The sequence below is a fragment of the Streptomyces sp. NPDC057743 genome (assembly GCF_042798755.1).
In the GTDB taxonomy this organism is placed as follows: domain Bacteria; phylum Actinomycetota; class Actinomycetes; order Streptomycetales; family Streptomycetaceae; genus Streptomyces.
Genome location: NZ_JBHVJX010000004.1, coordinates 148,675 through 170,565 on the forward strand (window position 1 = coordinate 148,675; position 21,891 = coordinate 170,565).

Here is a 21,891-nt window from a genome sequence, read left to right on the forward strand (position 1 = left end):
CGGCGCTTTCCGCCCCGCGTCCGGATGCCGAGACATTTATTTCATCAGGGGCCCGGTCCCCGACGATCCGCCCCTACCCGACATCCAACCGCAGGAGATCTTCCTCCGTCTCCCGCCGGACGATCACCCGGGCCGCACCGTCGTTGACCGCCACCACCGGCGGGCGCAGCGCGTGGTTGTAGTTGCTGGCCATGGAGCGGCAGTACGCGCCGGTCGCCGGCACCGCGAGCAGGTCGCCCGGCGCCACGTCGGAGGGCAGGAAGGCGTCCTTGACGACGATGTCGCCGCTCTCGCAGTGCTTGCCGACCACCCGCGACAGCATCGGCTCGGCGTCGGACGTCCGGGAGGCCAGCACCACGCTGTACTCCGCGTCGTACAGCGCGGTGCGGATGTTGTCCGACATCCCGCCGTCCACGGAGACGTAGGTGCGCAGCCCCTCCAACTCCTTGACCGTGCCGACCTCGTAGAGCGTGAAGGCGGTCGGGCCGACGATCGCCCGGCCCGGCTCGACGGAGATCCGCGGCATCCGCAGCCCGGCCGCCGCGCACTCCCGGCCGACGATCCCGCGCAGCGCCTCGGCGATCTCGCGCGGCGCCCGGGGGTCGTCGGCGGAGGTGTAGGCGATGCCCAGGCCGCCGCCGAGGTCGATCTCCGGCAGCTGGACGCCGTGCTCGTCGCGGACCTCCGCGAGCAGCTCCACGACGCGGCGGGCGGAGACCTCGAAGCCGGCCATGTCGAAGATCTGCGAGCCGATGTGGCTGTGGATGCCGATGAGTTCGAGGCCGTCCAGCTTCAGCGCGCGCCGGACCGCCTCGGCGGCCTGGCCGCCGGCCAGCGCGATGCCGAACTTCTGGTCCTCGTGCGCGGTCGCGATGAACTCGTGGGTGTGCGCCTCGACGCCGACCGTGACCCGGATCTGCACCCGCTGGCGCTTGCCGAGCCGCTCGGCGATGTGCGCGACCCGGGCGATCTCCTGGAAGGAGTCCAGCACGATGCGGCCCACCCCGGCCTCGACGGCCCGGGTGATCTCCTCGGTGCTCTTGTTGTTGCCGTGCAGGGCGATGCGCTCGGCGGGCATCCCCGCGTCCAGCGCCGTCGCCAGTTCTCCGCCGGAGCAGACGTCGAGGTGGAGGCCCTCCTCGTGCAGCCAGCGCACGATGGCCCGGGACAGGAACGCCTTGCCGGCGTAGAAGACGTCGGCGTCCGGCCCGAACGCGTCCTTCCATGCCTGGCAGCGCGCCCGGAAGTCCGCCTCGTCCAGGAAGTAGGCCGGCGTGCCGAACTCCTCGGCGAGCGCGGTCACGGACAGCCCGCCGACGGTCACCGCGCCGTCGGCGTCTCGCGCCACGGTGCGGGACCAGACCTGCGGGTCAAGGGAGTTGAGGTCGGCGGGCGGCCCGGCGTAGTGCCCCTCGGGCAGTACGTCGCCATGCCGGGGGCCTGCGGGGTGCGCGGAACGGCTCATAACGGAAACGGTCCCCTCAAGATCGTTCAGAGGTGCTGATCGGGACGGCCACCGTTGCGGTTCGCACGACGTCGGACGCATGCATCGGAGGTCTCCGGATTCAGACGTGTTCAGGAGCAGAGATGCCGAGCAGGTGCAGGCCGTTCCCCAGCACCGTCCCCGTGGCCTCGGCGAGGGCCACCCGGGCGCGGTGCACGGCCAAGGGTTTCTCCCCGCCGACGGGCAGCGGCCAGAACTCCTCCTGCCACCGCAGATAGGCGTCCGCGGTGGCTTCCAGATGGCGCACCACGCGATCCGGCGCGCACCGTCGGGCGGCGGTCGCGGTGGCGGTCGGGTACGTGCCGAGGCAGGTCTCCAGCGTCCGGAGCGTTGAGGCGTCCTGCGGGGGGCGGTGGTCGGCCGCGGTCCCGTCGGGCGCCTCGCCGCGGACGTCGCCCGGCTCGCCGGCGAAGCCCAACTCGGCGGCGTTGCGCACCATTGCGCGGGTGCGCGCGTGGGCGTACTGGACGCGGAACCGCGGGTTGTCCTCGTGCTGCACCGGCCGCTCCGGCGGCCGCACCGGGTCGTGCGCGGCGGGCCGCAGCAGCGCCCAGCGCGCCTCGTCGCTCCCCAGTCGCGCGACCAGAGAGGCCAGTTCACCGTCGAGGCCCGGGGCTCCGCCCGCCCCCGCCCCCGCGTCCGCGGCTCGGCCGAGCCGCGCCAGCACCTCGCCGACGACCCTCTCCCGGGCCCGCGCCCACTGCCCCACGAAGCGCGCCGGGCCACCGGGCCGGCCGGGCCCCGCGGCCCCCGGCGCCGGGGGCTCGCCATAGCGCTCCCCCCGGGCCAACACGTCCGCGACGAGGCCGGCCGCGGCCGCGCCGCCCAAGTGGAAGTTGAGGAACCCCGGCCCGGCGATCTCCACCCGCGCGATGCCGTCTTGCCCGGTCAGCCGCCGCCGCAGGATCTCGGCGACCTCGCGCGCCGGCAACCCGGCGGGGCCGGCCAGTTGCAGCGCGACGTTGGAGGCGTACTCCCCGCAGCCGGGACGGGGCGGCGGCTGCACCACGATCCGCGCCGGCACGGACACGGAGAGCTCCCGCTCCGCAACGGCCCCGCGCACGGAGCACAGGACGGTACGGGAGAGCTCTTCCGGGGTCACAGCACCAGCGTATGGGAGGAGGGGGGTGCCCACGCGAACGGGTTTCGCCCTGTGGACTGCCGGCCCGCTCCGCCGCCCGTTCCCCGCCCGACGACCGGGACGCGTCCGGCTCCGTCGCGCGTCATCCGGCGGCCCGATCGCCCCCGGCGCCCGGCTCACCCTCGCTCCCCCACGCGCCCCCGCCCGGGCGCCCGTTCTCCGCTCCCCCGGCGTCCTCCGCGAGGCCGCCGTACCCGCGGCGCTCCCGCCCCTCGCGCACCAGCATCCCCACCGTGCGCACCAGGTCCGTCGGCTCGAACGGCTTGGCCACATACGCGTCGATGCCCACCGACTCCCCGTTGTCCACCTCACCCTGGGAGCAGGCGCTGACGATGGCGATCGGGATGTCCCAGGTGCGCGGGTCGGAGCGCAACCGCGCCGCGGTGTGCAGCCCGCCCAGCCGCGGCATCATCACGTCCAGGGTCACCACGTCGGGTCTGACCCGGTGGACGACATCCAGACACTCGGCACCGTCAGCCGCGGTCACCACCTCGAAGCCCTCCAGCTCAAGGTTGACCCTGATCAACTGCCGGATCACCTTGTTGTCATCGACCACAAGGATCCGACCGGACAAGCCAGGCACACCATGAGACTAGGCGCGCCCCTGCTGCTGCGTCCCGGTTTTGCCCACTTCCGCCCTCGTGCGGGGGACGTTTCAACGACCGCCGTCGACCGCCCGCCCGCATGCGCTACGGACGCCGTTCCTCCCTTGCCCGGGCCCCGCTCCCGGCCCTGACCACCGGAACGTTCATGACCACCCCGGCGGAGCTGGTAGTGTTCTACCCGTCGCCGCAACGAGCGGCAAAGCCCCCGTAGCTCAGGGGATAGAGCAACGGCCTCCGGAGCCGTGTGCGCAGGTTCGAATCCTGCCGGGGGCACTTCGCTTCGACCGATGCGAGAGCGCGATTGGTCAGCGCAGCTGCCAAGAGGAAGAGCCGGATCCAGTCTCGCTGGGTCCGGCTTTTTCGTTTGGGTCGGGACGGACGGTTGTGGTGCGTCGTGAACGCCCGGCCGCCGTCGCCGTGTTGGCCAACTGGGGCCGGTGTTGCGGCTCTTGGCGGATGCGCGGGGAATTCGCGGGCGGCGCGGGCGAGTTGGTGGGGGCGCCGTTCCGGGCGCGCGGTGCCGGCCGTGGTGGTGGCTACGGTGTCACAGCAGATAACAGACGATGATGCATTGACCAGGAAGCTAAATTGCCTGGGAATTCAAGGTGTTCGGGGGTTTGAATCCCACACTTGACAAGGGCAGTCGGAAATCGCCTAATGTCGCTTCGACTCATCGAGTGGACTGGATGACGCGCTGCCATCGTTTGGTCTGCCGATTCCGGGGCTTACGGGTATAGGGAACCAGTCGCATGCGGTGGAGGAGGCGTCGCCAGGAAGGCGGGAGGCCGGTCAACCACCGTGCCGTGCGCAAGGAAGCCCGGCGGATCGTCGAGGAGATGCCCGTTCCCCGACCGTTCGACCTCGACGGGCTGGTGGCGAACATCGCCGCGGCGCGCGGCCGCAGCATCCGGCTGGTGCCGCTGCCGGACCGGCTGTTGGGGAGCACCGGGTTGTGCGGGCTGTGGCTCAAGCACGAGACCCTGCCGCTCGACCTGATCCTGCACGTCGAGAGCACCACGCGCTTCCACCGCGAGAAGATCATCCTGCATGAGTTGGGGCACCTGTGGTGCGACGACGCCGACGGGGTCACCTCGCAGGTGCTGGACCGGGTCGCCGGCGATCCGTCCGCCGAGCTGGTCGACCGGCTGATCGGGCGCGGGCAGGCGGCCGCCCGCCGGCGCTACGGCACCCGCGAGGAGGCCCGCGCGGAGACCGTGGCGGACCTCATCCACCACATCGCGTACAGCGACGAGTTCATCGAGGACGGTGCGCTGCGCGCGCTGGACGACACCCTCACCCATCCCGGCAGGAGCCCCCGTGACTGATGCGATCGCCTACACCATCGTGGGCCTGCTGCTGGTGCAGGCCCTGTGGCGGGCACCCGCCGCGCTGCGGGGCCGGGCCCGGGAGCGCTCCCTGTGGGGCACGTTCACCGCGCTGGCGCTGGCCTGGTTGATGCGCACCGCGCTCGGCAGGTTCCTCGTCGACCACATCGGCGTGGCCGACCTGGCGACGCTGCTGAAGCACACCATCACGATCGCGGCGATGTGCACGCTGCTGCGGTACCTCACGGCCGTCGACGCCGGGGAGCTCGCCTCGGGCGCGGAGCCGAGCCGTCGGGTTCGGATCACCTCGGCGGTGCACCGGCACGCGGGGTGGGCGTGCGCGCTCACCATCGCCGTCATGGCCGGGGTCTTCCTCTTCTGGCTGCACCGCACCGAGGTCCCCACGTCCCCGTACTTCATGGAGCGGCACGCCGGGGAGGCCGGACTGGCCGTGTACATGGGCCTGTTCTACGTCTATTCCGGCGCCGTCACCGCGCTGTGCGGATACCAGTGGGGCAGCAAGGCCCGGCACGCGCCGCGCCGCACGCTGCGCGTCGGGCTGTGGCTGATGGCCGTCGGGATGGCCGTGGCCACGCTGTACTGCGCGGTGCGCGCCGTCTGCGCGGTCTGGAACACCGTCAGCCCGATGCCCGAGGGGCCCGCCGCCGTCCAGGAGGCGGTGACCGACACCCTGTTGTACGGGGCCTTCCTCCTGTGGGCGATCGGTGTGATCGCCCCGACCATCCACGTCGCCGTGCTGCGCTACCGGACCCTCGCGGCGATCCGACGGCTGCACCGGCTCTGGCGGGACCTGGCGTTCGTGGTGCCCGACCTGGTGCTGTACCCGCCGAGCCGCATCCTGCCGGGCAGCCGGCTGGCGGCGCCGCTCAACACGGCGCGGGACATCTTCGCGCACGACGCGTCCCCGCAGATCCGACTCGGCCGGTACGTCACGGAGATCCGGGACGCGATCCACGAACTGCGCCGGCGCGCGCCGGAGGATCTGTACCAGCACGCCACGGAGTTGGCGGCGGCCGAGACGGCCGGCCGGCCCGCGGACGCCGTCGCCGAGGCGTACTGGATCCGGGCCGCCATGGCGAGCGCCGACCGCCCCGTCGGCTCGCCCGTGCCGTTCCCCTCCGGCCGCGGGGAGAGCCTCGCCGCGGAGGTGCCGTGGCTGCTGACGGTGGCCGACGCCTACGCGAGCGCCAACCCGACGGCCACCGTCCGGCTGCTGGGCGCGGCGACGCCGGCGTGACCGGCGGACGCCCCACCGATCTCGGTCCCACCAACCGTCGTTCCACCAACCGCCGTGCCACCAACCGGCGATCGACCCACTGACCATCGACCACCTTCCGGTCGGCCGGCTTCCAGTAGCCTCCGGTCGACCAACGACAGATCCAGGAGTCACCCATGAGCGCTGCTCACGCCCGTGTCGGGGCCTCGGCCGGGGCCGTCGTCACCGACGAGGACGGCCGCGTGCTGATCGTGAAGCCGACCTACAAGCCGGCCTGGAACCTGCCGGGCGGGCGCATCGACGAGGGCGAACTGCCGCGCGCGGCCTGCGCGCGCGAGCTGCGCGAGGAGTTGGGCGTCGAGCCGGCGGTCGGTCCGCTGCTGGTGAGCGCGTGGGTGACCGTCCCCGGCCGCGGCTCGCACGTCTACTACGTCTTCGACGGCGGCACGCTCACCGGCGCCCAGCAGGAGTCGATGGTGTTGCAGTCCGAGGAGCTGGCCGAGCACCGCTTCGTGGCGCCGCGGGAGATCGGGCCGGAGCTGATCCCGGCGCCGATGAGCGTCGCCTGGGAGGCGGCGTTGGCCGCCCGCGAGGACGGGCAGCAGCGCTATGTCGAGGTGACGGCGGGCTAGGGACGGTCCGACGGAGGCGGGGGGTCCGGGAGTTCGGTGCGCCGGATCTCCTGGAACATCTCGCTGATGTAGTCCATGAGTTCGGCCGGCACGCCGCCGTCCCGGCCGCGCGCGGCCATGCCGGTGAAGCCGTCCTTGACCAGCCGTATCCCGCTGACGATCCGGTCCACCTCGCGGTCGTGGCTGGAGAAGAAGAGCTCGGGGGCGTCCAGGGCCAGGGCCAGCGCCTTGAGGGCCTCGGGCGGGGCCTCGGTCACCGCCCCGGAGTGCAGCTCGGCAACGAGCCGTTCGGAGAGCACAGGTTGGCCGAAACGCTCGTTCCCGCGGGCGGCGAGCTCGGCGTGGGTGGGGCGGGCGTCGGGCTTCGAGAGCCTCAGCAGGCCGGCGATCTTCTCCGCGATGGTCCGCGGCTCCTGGCCGGCGGCGGGCCCGGTGGTGGGCTCCGCCGCGCTCTCCGTGGCCGGCTCGGCGGCCGGCTCGGCGGCCGGCTCGGCGGCCGGTCGGGACGGGGGCTCGGGGAGCTCGTGGCCGAACGAGCGCTCCTGCGCGGTCAGGAGCGCCTCGACGCTCACCCCGTAGGCGGCGGCCAGGGGTTGGACCAGGGCGTCGGCCAGGCGTCTGCGGCCCCGTTCGGCGTTGGCCACCGCGCCGGTGCTCTTGGTCTTGGTGATGGCCTTGGTGTCGCGCTGCGCATAGCCGGCGTCGGCGCGCAGATCGGCGAGATCGGGGAGGCCGTCCCGGGGGAACAGCTCGTCGAGCTCCGCTCCCAGGGCGCGGGCGAGCGCCGGCAGCTTCTCCGGGGGCGGCGCGCTGTGGCCGGTCTCCCAGCTCGCCACGGCCGTGTCCCGGACGCCGACCGCCTGTGCCACCTGGCACTGGACTAGCTCGGCGGCTCGGCGTACGGCGCGTACGCGGCGACCGTCGAATCGACGAGCGGGCATGGCAGTTACTCCTGGGCGACGGGCTTGGATTCGATCTACGAACTCTAGTCACCGGCGCCTGAAACGACGACTTGATCGGTTCACTGAATCGGGATAACTTCAATCTAGCCGACGCGAGGTTCGGCCGGGACGCCACCCGGCTCCCGCCGCACTCTCCTCGTCGGTCGCACCGGTTGGACCGGGCCGAACTCCGCGCAGTGGCGCGGCGGATGGCCGGGTGAGGGGCAGGGCAGGCAGCGCGCACGGGGGAGGCGCTGCCCGCCTTGTCCCCAACTGGCGTTTTCGCCCTACGCCTCGACGCCCGTGAAGCGCGCAAGTCACCCGCGGCTGCGGGCACTTGGCGACGCGCGCCGCGCCCGTCGGCCGGCGGCCCGGCTTCGCGCCGCCCCACAACACTGATCCCTTGACCGGCGTGCTGCCGGTCAAGGGATCTTTCGTTGCCCGGGGTTGGGGCGCCGGGGAGCGGGTCCGGGCCGCTCCCCCGCGCGGCGGGTGGGCGCCTGTCAGCCGTCCACCCGAACCGGCAGCGAGTCCAGGCCGTAGACGATCGACAGCTTGCGGAAGGCCAGGTCCTCAGGGCGGGCGGCGAGGCGCATGGTGGGGAAGCGGCGGACCAGGGCCGGGTAGGCGGCGCGGAGTTCCATGCGGGCGAGTTCGGCGCCGACGCAGCGGTGGATGCCGTAGCCGAAGGCGAGGTGGGAGCGGGCCTTGGCGCGGTGGGGGTCGAACTGCTCCATGTCGGGACCCAGTTCGCCGTCGCGGTCGGCGCCGCTGAGGGAGCACAGCACGACGTCGCCGGCGGCGATCCGGACACCGCCGACCTCCAGGTCCTCGCGGGCGAAGCGGGGGAAGGCGACCTGGACGACGGTGAGGTAGCGCAGCAGCTCCTCGACGTAGGCGTCGACGACGTCCTCGCCGTCCTTGAGGGCCGCGAAGTGCTGCGGGTCCTGGAGGAGGACCAGGGCGCCGAGCGCGAGCATGCTGGCGGTGGTCTCGAAGCCGCCGGTCAGCACGCCGTCGGCGAGGCCGGCGAGCTCCTCGTCGGAGACCGAGTCGCCGTGCTCCCGGATGATCATGCCGAGCAGGCCGTCGCCGGGGTTGGCGCGCTGCTTCTTGACGACGTCGCGGAAGTAGGCGAGCGATTCGGATATGGCGCCGAAGGAGGCGTTGGCGCCGCTGAAGAGGTCGAAGCGGGCGGCGCTGAGGCGCTCGAAGTCGTCGCGGTCCTCGTAGGGGACGCCGAGGAGCTCGCAGATGACCAGGGAGGGGATGGGGAGGGCGAAGTGGGCGACGAGGTCCACCGGCTCGCCGTTGCGGCCGGCCTGCTCCATGGCGTCCAGGCGCTCCTCGACGATGTCGTGGATGCGCGGGGTGAGCCGGCTCAGGCGGCGCATGGTGAATTCGGGGGTGAGCAGCCGGCGGAGGCGGGTGTGCACCGGCGGGTCGGCGAACCCGAGGCCGCCGGGGTTCTGTTCGGCGCCGGCGCCGGCCTTGCCGACGAGGTTGGTGAAGTCGGAGCTGAACGCCTGGCCGTTGCCGAGGACGGCCCTGGCCTCGTCATAGCCGGTGACCAGCCAGACGTTGGCGGCTATCGGCACCGGGAGCTTGCTGATGGGCTCGCGCTCGCGGACCGCGGCGAGGTCGGGGACCGGGTCGAGCCCCTCCCTGCGCAGCGGCATCAGGACGGAGTCCGGCAGGAAGGACATGCGGGAGAGGTCGAAGCCCTTCTTCCGCGTTCTCGCCAGGTAGAGGCGGCCGGCCCAGGCGAAGATCCGGGAACGGAGGGTCGTCATGGCGCTCATACTGCCTTTCGTCGCGGGGGACGGTCACCCGCGCTCGGCCGCCCCCGTGGGCCGAAACGGCGCGGGACCTTCACTGGCGTGCTCGGTGTCGTACGCCATAGCCCCTCGCGTGCGGCGCCATGGCACAGGTCCATGGCGTCGACCGGTGCGTTCGGTCGCCCGCATCAGCGTGACGAGCTCGGCCTTCTGCTTTTCGTTCTGACCGAGTTTACAAACTGCCGTTGGAGTCGGTCGCGGATCGGGCGCGCCCCGCGCCCTGTGAGGTCCCTGATTCTTCCCCTAGGGGACGGCGAGCACTTTCGGCCACCCGTGTCCCGGTCGTATTCCGTCCGTGTTCCGTACGGCGGGAGGGGTTGACAGGGTGGGCGACATGACCGAATTGCACCGTTTTGCTTGCTACGTTGCCGCTGTGGATGTGGCGGACGGGGCGGATGCGGCGGAGGTGCGGGCGGGGAACGCGTCGGCGGCGGCGCCCCGGCCCAAGAGGCGCGGCGTCGAACTGGCCCTCCTCGTAGGCGCGGTGCTGATCAGCTTCTGCGGCTACCTGGTGGTGGGGCTGGCGCGGGCGCACGCGGTACCGGGCGGGGCGCTGCGGTACGCGGCGGGGCTCGGCGGGCTGGCGCTGCTGGCCCACCTGGCGGTGCGGTTCGGCGCCCCGTACGCGGACCCGCTGCTGCTGCCGACCGCGGTGCTGCTCAACGGGCTCGGGCTGGTGCTGATCTTCCGGCTGGACCTGGAGACGGTCCACGACCACGCCGCGCCGGCCCAGTTGGTGTGGTCCACGGTGGGCGTGGCGCTGTTCATCGCGGTGGTGGCCGGGCTGCGCGACCACCGGGTGCTCCAGCGCTGCGCCTACGGGTGCGCGGGGCTGGCGCTGGCCCTGATGGTGGCGCCGATCTTCTTCCCGGCCGTCAACGGCGCGCGGATCTGGATCCGGGTGGCCGGATTCTCGCTCCAGCCGGCCGAGTTCGCCAAGGTGTTGATCACGGTGTTCTTCGCGGCGTACCTGGCGACCAACCGGGAGGCGCTGGCGCACACCGGAAAAGGAGTGTGGCGGCTGCTGCTACCGGCCAAGGGGGTACCCCCGGCTCGAACGACGTTGAGAGCCTGGGGGCGGGTGCTCGGCCCGGTCGTCGCGATCTGGCTGGTGAGCGTCGGGGTGCTGGTCCTCGAACGGGACCTGGGCACCTCGCTGCTGTTCTTCGGCGTCTTCATCGTGCTGCTGTATGTCGCTACCGGGCGGACCGGGTGGATCGCGGTGGGGGTGCTGCTGGCGGCGGCCGGGGCGGCGGCGGTGGGCGTGCTGGAGCCGCATGTGCACGGCCGGGTGGCGGACTGGCTGCATCCGTTCGCCGGGATCGCGGCGGGCCGGGGGCCGGGGCAACTGGCCCAGTCGCTGTTCGCGTTCGCCGCGGGCGGGACGCTGGGGACGGGGCTGGGGCAGGGGCACTCGTCGCTGATCGGGTTCGCGCGCAAGTCCGACTTCATCCTGGCGACGGTGGGCGAGGAGCTCGGACTGGCCGGGCTGTGCGCGCTGTTCCTGCTGTACGCGCTGCCGGCGGTCTGCGGGTACCGGGCGGCGCTCGGGCTGCGCGAGGCGTTCGGCAGCCTGTTGGCGGTGGGGCTGGCGGTGCTGCCGGCGCTCCAGGTGTTCGTGATCGCCGGCGGGGTGATGGGGCTGATCCCGCTGACCGGGATGGCGATGCCGTTCCTGGCGCAGGGCGGTTCGTCGGTGGTCACCAACTGGATCATCGTCGCGCTGCTGGTGCGGCTCACCGACCGGGCGCGCGGACCGCGGTCGACCGCCCCCGTCCGGCCGCCCCGGCCCGCCGTGGACGCCGTCGGGGCGGCCCGGTGATCCGCGGCATCCGGCACACCGCCGCGTTCTCCTTCCTGCTGCTGGCCGCGCTGTTGGTCAACGCCGTCCGGGTGCAGGTCTTCGAGGCGGACGGCTACACCGCGAACCCGGCCAACCGGCGGCCCGCGATCGCCCGGTACGCCCAGCCGCGCGGCACGCTCGTCGTCGGCGGCCGCCCGGTCACCGGCTCGCGGGACAGCGGCGGCCGGCTGCGCTACGAGCGCACCTACACCGACGGCCCGCTGTACGCGCCGATCACCGGCTTCGCGTCACAGACGTACGGCACCTCGCTGTTGGAGCGCGCCGAGGACGGCATCCTCGCCGGGACCGACCCGCGGCTGGCCGGCTTCCCGTGGTGGGACCGGCTGATCCGCCGGCGGCCGCCCGGCGGCCGGGTCGAGACCACCGTCGATCCGGCGATGCAGCGCGCCGCGTACCGCGGGCTGGCCGGCCGCAAGGGCGCGGTGGCGGCCGTCGAGCCGCGCAGCGGGCGGGTGTTGGCGCTGGTCAGCTCGCCCTCGTACGACCCCGGCGAGCTCTCCGGGAACGGCCGCTCGGTGTCCGCCGCCTGGCGCCGGCTGAACGGGGCGGCGGACCGGCCGATGCTCAACCGGGCGCTGCGGCAGACCTATCCGCCCGGTTCCACCTTCAAGGTCGTCACCGCGACGGCCGCGCTGGAGTCCGGCCTGGTCAAGGACCTCGACGCCCCGCTGGACGTGCCCGACCCGTACACCCTGCCGGGCACCCGCACCCAACTGGGCAATCCGACCGACGGCTGCGAACACATCGGCCTGCGGGAGGCGTTCCGGCTCTCCTGCAACACCGTCTTCGCGCGGCTGGGCGTCGGCGTGGGGCTGCGCACGATGGCCCGGACGGCAGCGAAGTTCGGCTTCGGCGCCGGGCTGCGGCTGCCCTCCCCCGTCGCACCCAGCACCTTCGACACGGATCTGGACCCGGCGCAGCTCGCGCTCTCCGCCATCGGCCAGTACGACACCGCGGCGACCCCGCTCCAGATGGCGATGGTGGCGTCGACGGTGGCCAACGACGGCCAGTTGACGCCCCCGTACCTCGTGGAGCGGGTGACCGACGCGCACGGGGTGACGGTCGGCACCGGACCCCGGGGCCCCACCCGGCAGGTGATGAACCCGGCCACCGCGCAACAACTCCAGGAGCTGATGACCGAGGTCGTCGAGCACGGCAGCGGCCACACCGCGGCCATCGACGGATACACCGTGGGCGGCAAGACGGGGACGGCCCAACACGGGGTGCGCAACGAGGGCACCCCGTACGCCTGGTTCATCGCCTGGGCCCGCAACCGCGAGAGCCACGAGCCGACGGCGGCGGTCGCGGTGGTCGTGGAGGACGCGGAGGCCGAACGCGACGACATCAGCGGCGGCGGCAGCGCCGGTCCGATCGCCAAAGCGGTACTGACCGCCGGCCTGCGGTAAGCAACGGAACACAACGGCCGGCCCCCACGTACCAGTTACGTCACCGCGCCCAACTCACCCGATATGTCCACGAGTCGGGGTGGGTGCGCGAGTTCCACTGTCTCGCTGGACTTACATGGTGGTTATTTCTTCGCCCTGGACAGCAGAGACGAATGCCGACCAGGCACCAGGTTGGAAGACCAGCGCCGGGCCGTGCGGGTCCTTGCTGTCACGGACGGGGACGACGCCGGGCACATTGGCGGCAACCTCGACGCAGTTACCGCCGTTGCTGCTGTAGGAGGACTTGAACCAGCGGGGGGAGTCGGTCGTCATGGGGTGCCCTTTCGTACCTCATTGATCACGTCCACCGATGCCGCCTGGGGCAGAGCTTCGGCCTGCAACTGATGGTAGGCCGTCAACAACGGCAGCACGGCTGCCGTATCGCGCTCCAGATGCCCCCGCAACTGGGACTCCGCGTACGCGACCACGGACAGGTCCGACATCGTCAGTAGGTTCATCGGGAGGTTGAACGACCGCCGCGCCCCTATCTCAAAGGGTGACACCTGCAATACCCAGTTGGGGAGAGAGGCGACTTCGATCAAGCGCCGAAACTGAGCTTCCATCACCTCGGTACCACCGACCGCATGGCGAAGGCAGCTCTCATCCATCACCACAAGCACCATGGGTGACCGGGAGCGCACCAGCGCGGCCTGCCTCCTCGCAAGGAAGGAGACCCGCTCCTCTGCTTGTTCGGGCGTGATGGCTCCGCGCTGCACGTCGCCGTCTGCCACCGCCCGCGCGTACTCCGGTGTCTGCAACAGACCGGGGACCAGTCCGATCTCAAACAGCCGGATCTCTGCCGCCTTGCCCTCGTACTTGACGTACTCCGGGAAGCCCTCCAACAAGTTGCCGTGCTTGATCTGCCGGTACTCGCGTTCGAACGAGGCGTCCGTTCCGACCAGCCCAAGCGCCGCGTCAACGCCCTTGGAAAACCGGAGGGTTGGAGGCTTCCGACCATTTTCGACGGCGGAAACGTGCACGCTGGAATAGTCCGTGCGGCCGGCAAGATCCTCTTGGGTCCAGCCGCGCGCTTCCCGCAGGCTGCGTAGACGCGCTCCGTAGGCCGCCTCGGGTGATGCATCCGGGTTCAACTCGTTTTTGTTTATGGCCTGTTCGCCTATCTTCCGTCCACCACCAACACGTTGAACGCTTCCCAGGTCTGAGCCACGATGAACCTCCCCGGTAGCGGAAGCGCTACTGAGAGCAAAGGAGGCGAGCATGTGTGCCACCCCCGCACCGGCACGCACGGTCGAAGAGTTGTGCAAGCGCCTGAGCGACGCGCTCAAGTCGGCCGGATTCCCTGATGGTGAACCGGTCGTCGCCACCATCAAAAGGGCCAGCGGCGCCCTGGTGGAGAAGGTCGCGCCCCCGCCGCTGTCCGACTCGGACACGGAGCGGCTGTGCCGGATCCTGGAGGCGGCCCGGCGATGAGTGAGCAGCCGAAGGAGAAGGGCTCCACCAAGGACTTGCGCGAGCGGGCCGCCGAGGAGAATCGCCGTTCGTCGTACGGCTCGGACGCGGGCAAGAACACCGGCCGGAAGTGGTAGCGCGGCGTCTGCTCCCCTGCCCTTCCCTCACACACTCCCGTCCCGGAGGGCGGGTACTCAGCACCATCAACGAGGAGGTAACGACATGAACGCATGGTGGTTGACGATGGCGACCGGCGGAAACCCGCAGGACGACAGCGACAGCGGCAACAAGCACGGCGATGGCGGCTCCGACGAGGGTGGCAACACCAACGACGGCCAGGGCCCGGCGGACGGCAAGTGACCGAGCACGAACTCAAGGAGGCGGGCCCCAAGCGGCTCGCCTCCGCGCTCATGGAAAAGGGAGCGCTGACAAGCGATTGGTTGCCCGCCTTTGAGGCGGTGCCCCGTCACCTGTTCGTGCCTGACACGATTTGGCCGGGTCGGGCGGGCATGAACCGCCAAGACGACCGCGTGGCCCGGGCCGAGCAACCCGACGTGTGGTGGGAGGCGGTCTACCGTGACGCACCGATCACCACTCAGTGGGACGGCGGGGAGTACACGGGCCCGAAGAAGGGCCGGACCCCGACCAGTTCCAACTCCATGCCGACCATGGTGTTTTCGATGCTGGACGCGCTGAGTGCTGAGGCCGGGCACGCGGTGTTGGAGATCGGCACCGGAACGGGATGGAACGCGGGTCTCCTGTCGCACCGGTTGGGCTCCGATCACGTCGTGTCCGTCGAGGTTGACCCGGCGACGGCCGAGGACGCGCGAACGCGCCTGAACTTGGCGGGGTTTCACCCGCTGGTGCATGTTGGCGACGGGGCGGCGGGCTACCCGGAGCGGGCCCCGTTTGACCGCGTGGTGGCGACGTGTTCGGTCGGGTCGGTTCCTCCTGCCTGGCGGGCGCAGACGGCCACTGGGGGCGTGATCGTGACCCCGTGGGGGCCGACGTACGGCGGGGAGGCGATAGCGCGTCTCACGGTCGCTGAGGATGGAACGGCATCCGGCCCATTCGTAGGGTCGTCGGCGTTCATGCGGATCAGTGCGCAACGCAAGCAACTACCGCCGACCAGCGCCTACTTGGGTGGATCAGGGTGGCCCGGCACTGGCGCCCGGTCCGAGACCACGCTTTCCCCGAACGACGTGGGTGACTGGGTGCACATGTTCGCCATCGGCGTGCAGGTGCGGGACTTGTTCTGTCGCGTCGAGTGGGGCGACGGCGGGGCCTACCGGCTGTGGCTCATGGACATGGGCGTTACCTCGTGGGCAACGGCCGGCTACCAGAAGGGCTGCGAGAGGTTCCCAGTCGTCCAGTCGGGCCCCCGCCGGCTGTGGGACGAACTAGAGGCCGCGTGGCGCTGGTGGGACGACCACGGCCGCCCCGGTTTCGAGCGGTTCGGACTCACCGTGGACGACGACGGCGAGCGGGTGTGGCTCGACTCGCCAGACAATCCGGTACCCGGCCGACCTGCCACGCAGTGACGGCCCCGAAGCCCCGTCTGGGCTCGTCCCCGGGCGGGGCACTCTCAGGCCCGTGACAGAAGTACCGGTTTCGAGCTTCGGACCACCCCCGCCGTGGGGGTTTTCGCCGCAGTTCGCGCCTACGGCACGTATCCGCTGCGCGGGGCGGGCCGAGTTGCCTTGTCCGCTGCGCGGGGCTTTTGGGTGCGGTGACGGTCCTCCGGGGTGGGGGTGCCAGACTGCTTCGCTTTACGTCTGGCACCCCCACCCCTCCGGCCCGTCCCCTCCCGTGGGTGGGTGGGAAAAACGGGTGGGTGCCACGTCCGCCCGGTGGGCCAACTCGGGTCGCTGAGTCAACTCAGGCCGCTGGTCAACTCCGGCCGGTGGGTCAACTCGGGACGTTGGGTTGAGTGGTGACCGTCAGAGGACGGGCGGCCTCAGCCACCGGGCGGTGACCGTCAGGGGACCACAAGGATCAGCCCCCGCCCAGGGAAATCCACCCCTCAACGGGAGGGGACGGGTCGGAGGGGGCGGTATGCCAGACGTAAAGCGAAGCAGTCTGGCATACCGCCCCCGGAGGCCCGTCACCGCAGCCGACAGCCCCGCGCAGCGGACAACAAGCCCCCGCCGCAGGCGCCACGGCGGGACAGCCAACAACGTGGGGCACAGCCGGCCGCAGGCAACGGCGGGAGAGCCGACAACGTGGTAGGCGGCCCCCGAAGGGGGACCCCTAGGGGATGTCACAGCTCGGCCCCAAAGGGCCGTAGGCCCACTGACGCGGGCCACCCGCTCCGCGGGACCAGGTACGTTCGGGAGCGTGGCTGGATTCAGGATGGGTCGCGGACGGGACGCCCGTCCCGCGCAAGACGGACAACAGGCGGGGCCCCAGGGGCCGCCCGGGTACGGGCCACCGGCGACGTACGGGCAGCAGCCCCCGCAGCCCTCGCCCCCGCCCACGCCCCCGCAGGGCTCGTGGCCCTCGGCGCCGCAGCCGTACGGCGGCCCGGGCCAGCAGGGACGCCCGCAAGGGCACGGGCAAGGGCCCCAGGGCGAGCCCGAGTACTTCGGCGACGGCGCCGGCGGCGCCTACGCACCGTACGACTCCCAGCACAACGCCCCTGGTCACACCCAGCAGTTCAGCGTCGGCGAGGCGCCGGACGCCTACGGCACGTACGGGGACGGCTACGGGCCCGGCGACGCGCAGTACGCGGCGGGCGGCACCTACCGGGCCGGGCAGACGTCCGCGCCCCCGGCCGGCCCCCGGCTGCCGTGGAAGGAGCTGCTGCCCGGCATCGTGCTGCGGCCCACGCCGACGTTCTGGCAGATGCGGGACCACCCGCTATGGGGCCCGGCGCTGATCGTCACGTTCCTCTACGGCCTGCTCGCGGTCTTCGGTTTCGACAAGGCCCGCGAGGACGTGCTCAACGCCACGTTCAGCAACAGCATCCCGTGGGTGCTGATCACCGCGGTGATGTTCATCGTCGGTGGGCTGATCCTGAGTGCGGTCACCCACACCATGGCCCGCCAGCTCGGCGGCGACGGCGCCTGGCAGCCGACCGTCGGCCTGGCCATGTTGATCATGACGATTCCGGACGTTCCGCGGCTGCTTTTCGCCATGTTCCTGGGGGGCGACAGCCCCCTGGTGCAGGTCCTGGGGTGGGCCACCTGGCTCGCCACCGGCTATCTGCTGACGTCCATGGTCAGCAAGTCGCACGACCTGCCGTGGCCCAAGGCGCTGGGCGCCGCCGCGATCCAACTGGTCGCGCTGCTGGCCCTGGTGAAGCTCGGCACCCTGTAACGGGCGCGCGGCACGATCCGGCCCACGAAGAGACCGCGAGAGACCGAGAGACCGCGGAAGAGTCCACGGCTGAGGGGCCCGCCCCGGGAGAGACACCTCCCGGGGCGGGCCCCTCGGCCGTATCGACCTCGTGGACGTTCACGCGAAGCGCTGCGCCGCCGAGCCGTCGCACTTCTGGAGCCGCAGCGGGTCCTTGGCGGCGCCCAGCGTCAGGCAGAGCGTCGGCGCGGCGGTCGGCCGGAGCGTGCCGCCGTCCCGGGTGAACTGCTGGTTGGCCGCGCCGGAGCAGCTCCACAGGATCAGCCCGGCCCCGGCCTCGTAGCGGGCGCCGGGGACGTCCAGGCACCGGGCCTGGGTCAGCTCGACGTGCAGCGACTTGTGGTCCGGGTCGTACCACCAGCCCTGGTTGCGCTGGCCGTTGCAGTCCCAGCCGCCGACCGCGGTGCCGTTGCGGGACAGGCCGCCGGTGGCGTCCACGCAGGCGCCGGTCGCGGCGTTCTTCAGCGGCCGGTAGGCGTCGTCCCAGGCGCCGGCGTACAGCGTGGGCTGCCCGGTGTCCGCGGGGTCGGCGCAGGACGCCTCGCGCAACTGCGGCGCCGCGTAGAGCTGGGTCAGGCAGGACGCGAACGCGGCATGCCCGCGGGCGTTGGGGTGGAACGACTGGCGGACCGAATTGGCGTCCGGCGGGAAGGGGTTGGCGACGTTGACGTACAGCCCGCGGGCCCAGGTGTTGGCCATGCACACCTCGTGGCCGTGGAAGAGCCGCGAGGAGTCGAGGTAGGTGACGCCGGTGTCCTGGGCGATCTTGCGGACGCCGCGCTCGAAGGCCGGCACGGCGGCGTTGCGGCCCCAGCCGGCGTCCGAGGTGTAGCCGGTGCAGCCGCCCGGGAGCTTGCCGGGGAAGTGCGGGTTGTCCTCCACGTCCGGCCCGATCGGGCTCGGGTACGACATCACCACCAACCGGTAGTCGCCGTCGGCGTATCCGGCGCCGCGCATCACCGTGCGCAGGTCCCGCACGGTCGACTCGACCTTCGGCACCAGGCCGTCGACGCGCGCCTGCCACCCCGGTTGGTACGTCGGCTCGCAGGTCCCCTGGAGCAGGAACCAGTGCTTGACGCAGTCCGTCATCACCGGGCCGAACTGGAGGTCGTCGTTGGCGCCGGCGACCAACAGCACCATTTTCAGCCGGGTGTTGCGGGCCGCGATCGCCAGGCTGTCGCTCTGCACCAGCTCGTCGGGGTACTGCTTGCTGCCGCCGATCTTGATGTTGCCGGTGTACGCGCCGGAGCAGGCGACGTTGTACGTCACGTCCGCCGCGATCCCGGTGCGGTGGATCGCCGAGTCCGGTGACCGGTGGCACCAGTTGGTGGGCCCGTCAGTGCCCGGCTCGTACGTCCCGACGCCCTCGCCCGAGATCTCGCTGTCGCCCAGCGAGATCAGCGAGGTCTTCCGGTCGGCGAGCGGCCGCACCGCGGGGTCGCCGTACAGCTTGGTCGCCTGCTGTGCCCGGACCCGTTCCAGTTCCGGCGACAGGGGGGCAACGGCCCGGTGCCCGGCCGTCGTTCCGGCTTCCGCCGTCGTGGGCCTCGCCCCGACGGCGCTCGCGCCGCCGGCCGTCACCGTGAACGCGGCGGTCAACACCGCCGCCGACAGCGCCACGACGGCCCGCAGCCGCCGCCCTCGTCCGCGTCTCGCTGGCACCATGGGCCTCCCCTCCGGTCTGCTGTTACCGCCGGTTTCTACTCGGAGGTAGTGACCGGCGGAACACCCGGGACGGAACTGGCCGAAAGGCGCGCCACAAACGCCACAAACGCCACGAGCCCGCGGAAAACGCGGGCTCGTGGGAAGGCGGTGCGGCGACCGTCAGGCGTCGAGGATCTGGCCCTCGCGCCGGACCACCGGCGGCTCGACGCTCCACGGGAAGTTGATCCAGTCGTCGGTGCGCTTCCAGACGTACTCGCACTTCACCAGCGAGTGCGGCTTCTCATAGATCACCGCGCTGCGGACCTCGGCGACGGTCCCCAGGCAGAAGTCGTGCACCAGCTTCAGCGTCTTGCCGGTGTCGGCGACGTCGTCGGCGATCAGCACCTTCTTGTCCGAGAAGTCGATCGCGTTCGGCACCGGCGCGAGCATCACCGGCATCTCCAGGGTGGTGCCCACCCCGGTGTAGAACTCGACATTCACCAGGTGAATGTTCTTGCAGTCCAGCGCGTACGCCAGACCGCCGGCCACGAACACCCCGCCCCGGGCGATCGACAGCACGATGTCGGGCTCGTACCCGTCATCCGCGATGGTCTGCGCCAGTTCCCGGATCGCTCCGCCGAACAGCTCGTACGTCAGGTTCTCCCGCACGTCACCCACGACTCTCTTACGACCTTCTCTTCGTCTCCGGGGCCCGCACCGACCCCGCCTCGCACCCTGGTGAGGTGCCTCACACCTGCGTACGGTGGAAGTTCTTGAACGACCGGGACGGGGTCGGACCTCGCTGCCCCTGATAGCGCGAGCCATAACGCTCGCTGCCGTACGGGTGCTCCGCCGGCGACGTCAGCCGGAACATGCACAGCTGCCCGATCTTCATGCCCGGCCACAACTTGATCGGCAGCGTCGCCACGTTGCTCAGCTCCAGCGTCACGTGCCCGCTGAACCCCGGGTCGATGAACCCGGCGGTGGAGTGCGTCAGCAGCCCCAGTCGCCCGAGGCTGGACTTGCCCTCCAGCCGCGAGGCGATGTCGTCCGGCAGGCTGATGACCTCGTACGTCGAGGCCAGCACGAACTCACCGGGGTGCAGGATGAACGCCTCGTCGCCCTCCGGCACGACCTCGCGGGTGAGGTCGGGCTGCTCGACGGCGGGGTCGATGTGCGGGTAGCGGTGATTCTCGAACACCCGGAAGAAGCGGTCGAGCCGCACGTCGATGCTGGACGGCTGCACCATCCCCTCGTCGTAGGGGTCGATGCGCACCCGACCTGCGTCGATCTCGGCCCGGATGTCCTTGTCTGAGAGAAGCACGCAGACGAGGATACGCGCCCGCGCACACCCCTTTGCACGACGAGGGCCCGGCCCCCACCGGGGACCGGGCCACTCCTGTCTCATGTCGACGTCACACCCGGAGATCACCGCCGGCCTCAGGCCGCCGGCCTCCGCCGCGACCTCGCGACCGCCGCTACCGCTTCGCGTGCTCCACCGGCACCGCGTGCCGCAACCGAGCACAGCGCGGGCAGCGCAGCAACCGTCCGGGACCGAGCCGGTCGGTGGTCTGCATGGGGAACGAAGCGGTGCTGAACACGTGCCCCTCGGCACAACGTACGACGGTGCGCTCCATCAAGTCCCTCTCCCAACTGCCTGGACAACAAAAGCCACATTAGGGGATGAACTGGATGGACTCGCAGGCGGCACTCCGGTGCCCCACCGTACGCCTCAACTCCCTTCCCCCGCACCCGCATCCCGCCCCGTGGCGCCCACCGGAACGCCCCGAAATCCGCCCTGCCACACAGCCCTTGGACATGCCAAATGCACCGCGGCGCGGTGATGGGGTAGAGTGTGCGGCGACGCTCCGCCTTCAGAAGTTCGGCGGTGTTACGCGGGTGTAGTTTAATGGTAGAACATGAGCTTCCCAAGCTCAGAGCGCGGGTTCGATTCCCGTCACCCGCTCCATAACGAAGGCCCAGGTCGGAGACCTGGGCCTTGTTTGTTGTCTAGACCATTTTTGGGCCGCGTGCCAGATGCGTGCCACAAGGGGCCGATTAACGCGCCGAGTTGACACCCGCAAGGCCCCACTGAGCGATCCGATCGGCCGTCATCTCGAATCCCGAGACGCAATTTCTGTGGCCTGCATCACGTTGCACTGGGCGGCCTGCAACGATGCAGTCGCAAACTCCCTTGTGTAGCTGAGTTTTTGACCGAGCCAGTGAGCGAACGAGCTGGCCCCGGGGGAGGGTTGGAGGTGACATGCAGGGGAAACGGAGCTCTCTCACCACCGGGGCTTTCGCGGGAAGTGGTACGTGAGTTGAACTGGCGGCCTCGCGTGATCTCCTGTTGCGCAGTCGTCCATTTCTGCGATCACGATCCATGACGGGCTTCGGTTCTCGCCCGTGCCTGGGCTCCGGGCTGGCCAGGCCACAGCGCGCAGCTTGGGGTGTCCCTGGTGAGCGTGGGGCCAATCGCATACGACGAGGTGCTGGCAGAGCGGGTCAAAGAGCGGCTGGAGCCCGAGGGTGTGACCGCGAAGAAGATGTTCGGCGGCCTCACCTTCCCCCTGAACGACAACGCGTTGGCGAACCTGTACGAAGAGGGTCTGATGGTGCGCGTCGGGCCCGACGGAATGGATGAGGCCCTGTCCAGGGGCAAGGAGCAGACGGGCTGGGTAGTCCTGGCAGAGGACACCCTCGACGATGACATCCCCGATGAGTGGCTGAAGTGGGCCATAGAGGTCACCGCGGAGCTTCCACCCAAGAAGTAACCCTGCCTGCCCGACCGCCTGCAGTGCCGGGGCCGGTGCTCACTGGGCCCCGGCACCGTTCCGGTTGAGGGCGCGGGCGGCACGCAGCAGGCGGTTGCCCAACTGTTCCAGGTGCCCGGCGAGTTCGGGGCTGCCCTCAATCTGTGACAGCATTCGCGACCCGGTATCGCCCAT

20 protein-coding genes and 2 tRNA genes are annotated in these 21,891 nt (G+C 71.1%); 12 read left to right on the top strand and 10 right to left on the bottom strand.

Going from position 1 to position 21,891, the window contains the following annotated elements; all coding sequences use genetic code 11:
* Positions 1 to 73 precede the first annotated feature (73 nt).
* From lysA to ACFVFQ_RS05935, 3 genes are all read right to left on the bottom strand, one after another.
* A complete protein-coding gene (gene lysA / locus ACFVFQ_RS05925) occupies positions 74 to 1,465 on the bottom strand; it encodes a diaminopimelate decarboxylase (RefSeq protein WP_383409355.1) in 1,392 nt (463 codons plus the stop codon).
* A gap of 100 nt (positions 1,466 to 1,565) precedes the next feature.
* The gene (gene nrtL, locus ACFVFQ_RS05930) at positions 1,566 to 2,606 is read right to left on the bottom strand and encodes an ArgS-related anticodon-binding protein NrtL (RefSeq protein WP_383409357.1); all 1,041 of its coding nucleotides are present in this window, start codon (positions 2,604 to 2,606) and stop codon (positions 1,566 to 1,568) included.
* 121 nt (positions 2,607 to 2,727) lie between these two features.
* Complete coding sequence (locus ACFVFQ_RS05935) at positions 2,728 to 3,228, bottom strand: PleD family two-component system response regulator (RefSeq protein ID WP_383409362.1); 501 nt, start codon at positions 3,226 to 3,228, stop codon at positions 2,728 to 2,730.
* Between the two features lie 223 nt (positions 3,229 to 3,451).
* Between ACFVFQ_RS05935 and ACFVFQ_RS05940 the strand changes: the two genes are divergently transcribed.
* The 4 genes from ACFVFQ_RS05940 (at position 3,452) to ACFVFQ_RS05955 (ending at position 6,444) form a co-directional block, all read left to right on the top strand.
* Positions 3,452 to 3,523: transfer RNA gene (locus ACFVFQ_RS05940), tRNA-Arg, on the top strand.
* Between the two features lie 530 nt (positions 3,524 to 4,053).
* Entirely contained in the window at positions 4,054 to 4,575 is a 522-nt protein-coding gene (locus tag ACFVFQ_RS05945; protein WP_274913282.1) for a hypothetical protein, read from the top strand.
* The gene (locus ACFVFQ_RS05950) at positions 4,568 to 5,833 is read left to right on the top strand and encodes an MAB_1171c family putative transporter (RefSeq protein ID WP_383409365.1); all 1,266 of its coding nucleotides are present in this window, start codon (positions 4,568 to 4,570) and stop codon (positions 5,831 to 5,833) included. The genes ACFVFQ_RS05945 and ACFVFQ_RS05950 overlap by 8 nt, the downstream gene beginning before the upstream one ends.
* A 155-nt stretch (positions 5,834 to 5,988) precedes the next feature.
* Entirely contained in the window at positions 5,989 to 6,444 is a 456-nt protein-coding gene (locus tag ACFVFQ_RS05955; protein WP_383409368.1) for an NUDIX domain-containing protein, read from the top strand.
* Here ACFVFQ_RS05955 and ACFVFQ_RS05960 read toward each other — a convergent pair.
* Together ACFVFQ_RS05960 and ACFVFQ_RS05965 are read right to left on the bottom strand one after the other, a co-directional pair.
* Entirely contained in the window at positions 6,441 to 7,385 is a 945-nt protein-coding gene (locus ACFVFQ_RS05960; protein WP_383409371.1) for a helix-turn-helix transcriptional regulator, read from the bottom strand. The two genes, ACFVFQ_RS05955 and ACFVFQ_RS05960, sit on opposite strands and share 4 nt — an antisense overlap.
* A gap of 503 nt (positions 7,386 to 7,888) precedes the next feature.
* Complete coding sequence (locus ACFVFQ_RS05965; protein WP_383409374.1) at positions 7,889 to 9,187, bottom strand: cytochrome P450; 1,299 nt, start codon at positions 9,185 to 9,187, stop codon at positions 7,889 to 7,891.
* A gap of 442 nt (positions 9,188 to 9,629) precedes the next feature.
* Between ACFVFQ_RS05965 and ACFVFQ_RS05970 the strand changes: the two genes are divergently transcribed.
* Positions 9,630 to 11,045 carry an FtsW/RodA/SpoVE family cell cycle protein gene (locus ACFVFQ_RS05970; protein ID WP_383409858.1) on the top strand — a complete coding sequence of 472 codons (1,416 nt, stop codon included), beginning with the start codon at positions 9,630 to 9,632 and terminating at the stop codon, positions 11,043 to 11,045.
* Entirely contained in the window at positions 11,042 to 12,493 is a 1,452-nt protein-coding gene (locus tag ACFVFQ_RS05975) for a penicillin-binding transpeptidase domain-containing protein (protein ID WP_383409377.1), read from the top strand. Before ACFVFQ_RS05970 ends, ACFVFQ_RS05975 begins: the two co-directional genes overlap by 4 nt.
* Positions 12,494 to 12,604: 111 nt before the next feature.
* Here the strand turns inward: ACFVFQ_RS05975 and ACFVFQ_RS05980 are convergent, their stop codons facing one another.
* On the bottom strand, positions 12,605 to 12,805 hold the full coding sequence (locus ACFVFQ_RS05980) for a DUF397 domain-containing protein (RefSeq protein ID WP_383409379.1): 201 nt from the start codon (positions 12,803 to 12,805) through the stop codon (positions 12,605 to 12,607).
* The gene (locus ACFVFQ_RS05985; protein ID WP_383409863.1) at positions 12,802 to 13,638 is read right to left on the bottom strand and encodes a Scr1 family TA system antitoxin-like transcriptional regulator; all 837 of its coding nucleotides are present in this window, start codon (positions 13,636 to 13,638) and stop codon (positions 12,802 to 12,804) included. Before ACFVFQ_RS05985 ends, ACFVFQ_RS05980 begins: the two co-directional genes overlap by 4 nt.
* Before the next feature lie 112 nt (positions 13,639 to 13,750).
* On the opposite strand from ACFVFQ_RS05985, the gene ACFVFQ_RS05990 reads away from it, so the two are divergent.
* The 4 genes from ACFVFQ_RS05990 (at position 13,751) to ACFVFQ_RS06005 (ending at position 17,260) form a co-directional block, all read left to right on the top strand.
* Positions 13,751 to 13,963, top strand: a complete 213-nt coding sequence (locus ACFVFQ_RS05990) for a hypothetical protein (RefSeq protein WP_383409382.1) — start codon at positions 13,751 to 13,753, stop codon at positions 13,961 to 13,963.
* A gap of 201 nt (positions 13,964 to 14,164) precedes the next feature.
* Entirely contained in the window at positions 14,165 to 14,302 is a 138-nt protein-coding gene (locus ACFVFQ_RS05995) for a hypothetical protein (protein ID WP_383409385.1), read from the top strand.
* Positions 14,299 to 15,483 (top strand): methyltransferase domain-containing protein, encoded by a 1,185-nt coding sequence (locus tag ACFVFQ_RS06000; protein ID WP_383409388.1) that lies wholly within the window; start codon positions 14,299 to 14,301, stop codon positions 15,481 to 15,483. The genes ACFVFQ_RS05995 and ACFVFQ_RS06000 overlap by 4 nt, the downstream gene beginning before the upstream one ends.
* Before the next feature lie 811 nt (positions 15,484 to 16,294).
* Complete coding sequence (locus tag ACFVFQ_RS06005; RefSeq protein ID WP_383409866.1) at positions 16,295 to 17,260, top strand: Yip1 family protein; 966 nt, start codon at positions 16,295 to 16,297, stop codon at positions 17,258 to 17,260.
* Between the two features lie 138 nt (positions 17,261 to 17,398).
* Here ACFVFQ_RS06005 and ACFVFQ_RS06010 read toward each other — a convergent pair whose 3' ends face one another.
* The 3 genes from ACFVFQ_RS06010 to dcd form a co-directional block, all read right to left on the bottom strand.
* Entirely contained in the window at positions 17,399 to 18,964 is a 1,566-nt protein-coding gene (locus tag ACFVFQ_RS06010; protein ID WP_383409391.1) for a ricin-type beta-trefoil lectin domain protein, read from the bottom strand.
* A 159-nt stretch (positions 18,965 to 19,123) separates the two neighbouring features.
* Entirely contained in the window at positions 19,124 to 19,621 is a 498-nt protein-coding gene (locus ACFVFQ_RS06015; protein WP_383409394.1) for a phosphoribosyltransferase, read from the bottom strand.
* Positions 19,622 to 19,691: 70 nt separating this feature from the next.
* Positions 19,692 to 20,267: a dCTP deaminase gene (gene dcd / locus ACFVFQ_RS06020; RefSeq protein ID WP_383409397.1), complete on the bottom strand. Its 576-nt coding sequence runs from the start codon at positions 20,265 to 20,267 to the stop codon at positions 19,692 to 19,694.
* Positions 20,268 to 20,838: 571 nt separating this feature from the next.
* On the opposite strand from dcd, the gene ACFVFQ_RS06025 reads away from it, so the two are divergent.
* Positions 20,839 to 20,912 (top strand) — tRNA-Gly (locus tag ACFVFQ_RS06025).
* Between the two features lie 490 nt (positions 20,913 to 21,402).
* Positions 21,403 to 21,717, top strand: a complete 315-nt coding sequence (locus ACFVFQ_RS06030) for a TfoX/Sxy family protein (RefSeq protein ID WP_383409399.1) — start codon at positions 21,403 to 21,405, stop codon at positions 21,715 to 21,717.
* Positions 21,718 to 21,891: the final 174 nt, after the last annotated feature.

Coding starts and splice junctions, on each gene's coding strand:
- lysA (WP_383409355.1), bottom strand. CDS start 1,465: ATGAGCCGTTCCGCGCACCCCGCAGGCCCCCGGCATGGCGACGTACTG.
- ACFVFQ_RS05955 (WP_383409368.1), top strand. CDS start 5,989: ATGAGCGCTGCTCACGCCCGTGTCGGGGCCTCGGCCGGGGCCGTCGTC.
- ACFVFQ_RS05960 (WP_383409371.1), bottom strand. CDS start 7,385: ATGCCCGCTCGTCGATTCGACGGTCGCCGCGTACGCGCCGTACGCCGA.
- ACFVFQ_RS05965 (WP_383409374.1), bottom strand. CDS start 9,187: ATGAGCGCCATGACGACCCTCCGTTCCCGGATCTTCGCCTGGGCCGGC.
- ACFVFQ_RS05980 (WP_383409379.1), bottom strand. CDS start 12,805: ATGACGACCGACTCCCCCCGCTGGTTCAAGTCCTCCTACAGCAGCAAC.
- ACFVFQ_RS05990 (WP_383409382.1), top strand. CDS start 13,751: ATGTGTGCCACCCCCGCACCGGCACGCACGGTCGAAGAGTTGTGCAAG.
- ACFVFQ_RS05995 (WP_383409385.1), top strand. CDS start 14,165: ATGAACGCATGGTGGTTGACGATGGCGACCGGCGGAAACCCGCAGGAC.
- ACFVFQ_RS06005 (WP_383409866.1), top strand. CDS start 16,295: ATGGGTCGCGGACGGGACGCCCGTCCCGCGCAAGACGGACAACAGGCG.
- ACFVFQ_RS06010 (WP_383409391.1), bottom strand. CDS start 18,964: ATGGTGCCAGCGAGACGCGGACGAGGGCGGCGGCTGCGGGCCGTCGTG.